Raw genomic sequence first — 2,685 nt, 5'->3', positions numbered from 1 at the left:
GGCGATCATGCAGCCGGCGATGACGCCGCTGCTGCTGGCGGCCCAGACGGCGGGCTGCCGGATCCAGCCCGGCCTGCCGATGCTGGAATGCCAGATCTCGCTGATGGCGCGGCACATGGGAGCGATCCGGTGACCGCGCCGCCAAGGGCCCCGCGCCCTGCCCCGCCGGAGCCGCCGCGCCGGGTCGCGGCGCGGCCCCGGCCTGAGCGGAGCGGCCGATGACCGAGGAATACGACTACGTGATCGTCGGCGGCGGCACCGCGGGCTGCATCCTCGCCAACCGGCTGAGCGAGAGCGGGCGGCATTCGGTGCTGCTGCTCGAGGCGGGCGGCGAGGCGCGCAGCCCTTGGATCCACATTCCGGCGGGCTTCTACAAGCTGCTCACCAACCCCCGCTACAACTGGAACTTCCGCACCGAGGCAGAAGCGGCGACCGGCAACCGGGTGATCGCGGTGCCGCGCGGCAAGGGGCTCGGCGGCTCGACCCTGATCAACGGCATGATCTATGTCAGGGGACAGGCGCAGGATTTCAACCGCTGGGCCCAACTCGGCTGCAGCGGCTGGGGCTGGGACGATGTGCTGCCGGTGTTCCGCGGGCTGGAGAGGTGGGACGGCGACGACCCCGATGGGCTGCGCGGACGGAATGGGCCGCTGCCGGTCACCGAGGTCGCCGAACGCCCGCCGATCGCCGAGGCCTTCATCGCCGCGGCGGAGGCCGCAGGCCATGCGCGCAATCCCGACTACAACGGCGCCAAGCAGGACGGCTTCGGCTATTACCAGGTGAACCAGCGCCGCGGACGCCGGATCAGCGCGGCTTCGGCCTGGTTGGAGCCCGCGCGTCGTCGGCCTAACCTGCGGATCATGACCGGCGTTCTGGTGACCGGGCTCAGCCTTGCGCCGGGGCGGGTGACGGGGGTCACCGCAAGACGCGGGACCCAGGCGCTGACGATCCGCGCCCGGGCAGAGGTGATCCTGGCCGCCGGGGCGATCCAGTCGCCGCAACTGCTGGAGCTCTCGGGCATCGGCAATCCGGAGGTGCTCCGCGCCGCCGGCGTGCCTCTGCGCCATGCGCTGCCTGGGGTGGGCGAGAACTATCTCGACCATTTCTGCACACGGCTGAACTGGCGGGTCAGCCGCCCCGAGACGCTCAACGAACAGACCCGCGGCTGGCGGCTTCTGCTGGCCGCCGCGCAATACGCCGCCTTCCGCACGGGAGTGCTGACCTTCGGCACCGGTCTGGCGCACGGCTTCGCCCGCACCCGCGCCGGGCTGGAAGGACCGGACGTGCAGTTCTTCTTCATGCACGCCAGCTACGCCAACGCGGCCGAGCGCAAGCTGGACCGCAAGCCCGGCATGACGCTGGGCGTGACCCAGCTTCGCCCGCAGTCGCGCGGCACGATCCACCTGCGCTCGCCGGATCCGGGGGAGCAGCCGGCGATCCGGCCGAATTTCCTCGCTGCGGCCGAGGATCGCCGGGTGATGGTCGAAGGCATGAAGATCGGACGGGCGGTGATCGGACAGGCGCCGATGGACCGCTTCCGCCTGCAGGAGACGAGCCCCGGCGCGGGTTGCCGAAGCGACGAGGACTGGCTCTGCTTCGCGCGGCAGAATGGCCAGACGATTTACCACGCCGCCGGAACCTGCCGCATGGGCGTCGACGCGGCGGCCGTCGTCGACCCGCGCCTCCGGCTGCACGGGCTCGCCGGCCTGCGCGTGATCGACGCCTCGGTCATGCCGGAGATGGTCTCGGGCAACACCCAGGCGGCCGTCATGATGATAGCGCAGAAAGGCGCGGAGATGGTGCTCGAGGACGCGGAGGGGCGGTAGGCCGCGCGTGCGGCTGGCGGCTGCATCATGTCGTTGCATGACCTGCGCGCTCCACCGACCGTGGAAGCAGCGTTGACAACGCCTACCCGGCTCATCAGGATGGCCTTCTCACCAGGGGTGTCCCGACAAGGGGCTGAGATACTGCTGAGCCGAAAGGCAGCGCAGGGACCCTATGAACCTGATCCAGTTCACACTGGCGTAGGGACGGTGCGGGTGCCCTGGCGGCTTTGGCCGCCGCCTTGTCGGGCGCTCATTCCCCCTTCCAGCCCGTGCTGGGTCTCCAACGCTTGCCATGCGAGGAGCCTGACATGACGACGACGACATCCCCCACGGTCACCACCGGTCCGATGCCTGCATCGGCAAAGGTCTACAGATCGGGCGTCATCCACCCGCAGATCCGGGTCCCGATGCGCGAGATATCGGTGCATCCGAGCGCCGGTGAGCCGGCAGTGACGGTCTATGATCCCTCCGGCCCCTATGCCGACCCCACCGCCGGCATCGCCATCGGACGCGGACTGCCGCGCCTGCGCGAAACCTGGATCGCGGCGCTCGGCGACACGGAGGCCTATGACGGCCGCGACCTGCAGCCCGCGGATAACGGTTTCGTCTCCGCCGACCGGCTGACGCCCAAATTTCCGCTGAGTCATCGGCCGCGCCGCGCCATCGGCGGCAAGGCCGTCACCCAGATCGCCTATGCGCGGGCCGGTATCGTCACGCCAGAGATGGAGTTCGTCGCCATCCGCGAAAACCTCGGCCGCGAGATGCTGAAGGACAAGCTCGCGCGTGACGGCGAGAGCTTCGGCGCCGCCATCCCCGATTTCGTCACGGCGGAATTCGTGCGCGACGAGGTGGCGCGCGG

1 protein-coding gene, 1 pseudogene and 1 riboswitch are annotated in these 2,685 nt (G+C 70.2%); the gene and the pseudogene both read left to right on the top strand.

Annotated features, from left to right (window positions below):
* The first annotated feature begins 218 nt into the window (after positions 1 to 218).
* Positions 219 to 1,826, top strand: coding sequence for a GMC family oxidoreductase (locus tag C5F48_RS22950; RefSeq protein WP_107666021.1), 1,608 nt, complete (start codon positions 219 to 221; stop codon positions 1,824 to 1,826).
* Between the two features lie 103 nt (positions 1,827 to 1,929).
* Positions 1,930 to 2,049, top strand: a riboswitch (TPP riboswitch).
* Positions 2,050 to 2,134: 85 nt separating this feature from the next.
* A pseudogene (locus C5F48_RS22945) lies at positions 2,135 to 2,685 on the top strand (phosphomethylpyrimidine synthase ThiC); the annotation flags it as partial.

The sequence above is a fragment of the Cereibacter changlensis JA139 genome, assembly GCF_003034985.1.
Taxonomy (GTDB): domain Bacteria; phylum Pseudomonadota; class Alphaproteobacteria; order Rhodobacterales; family Rhodobacteraceae; genus Cereibacter; species Cereibacter changlensis.
The sequence above is the reverse complement of the archived record's forward strand: the minus strand, read 5'-3'. Positions and strand labels throughout refer to the sequence as shown.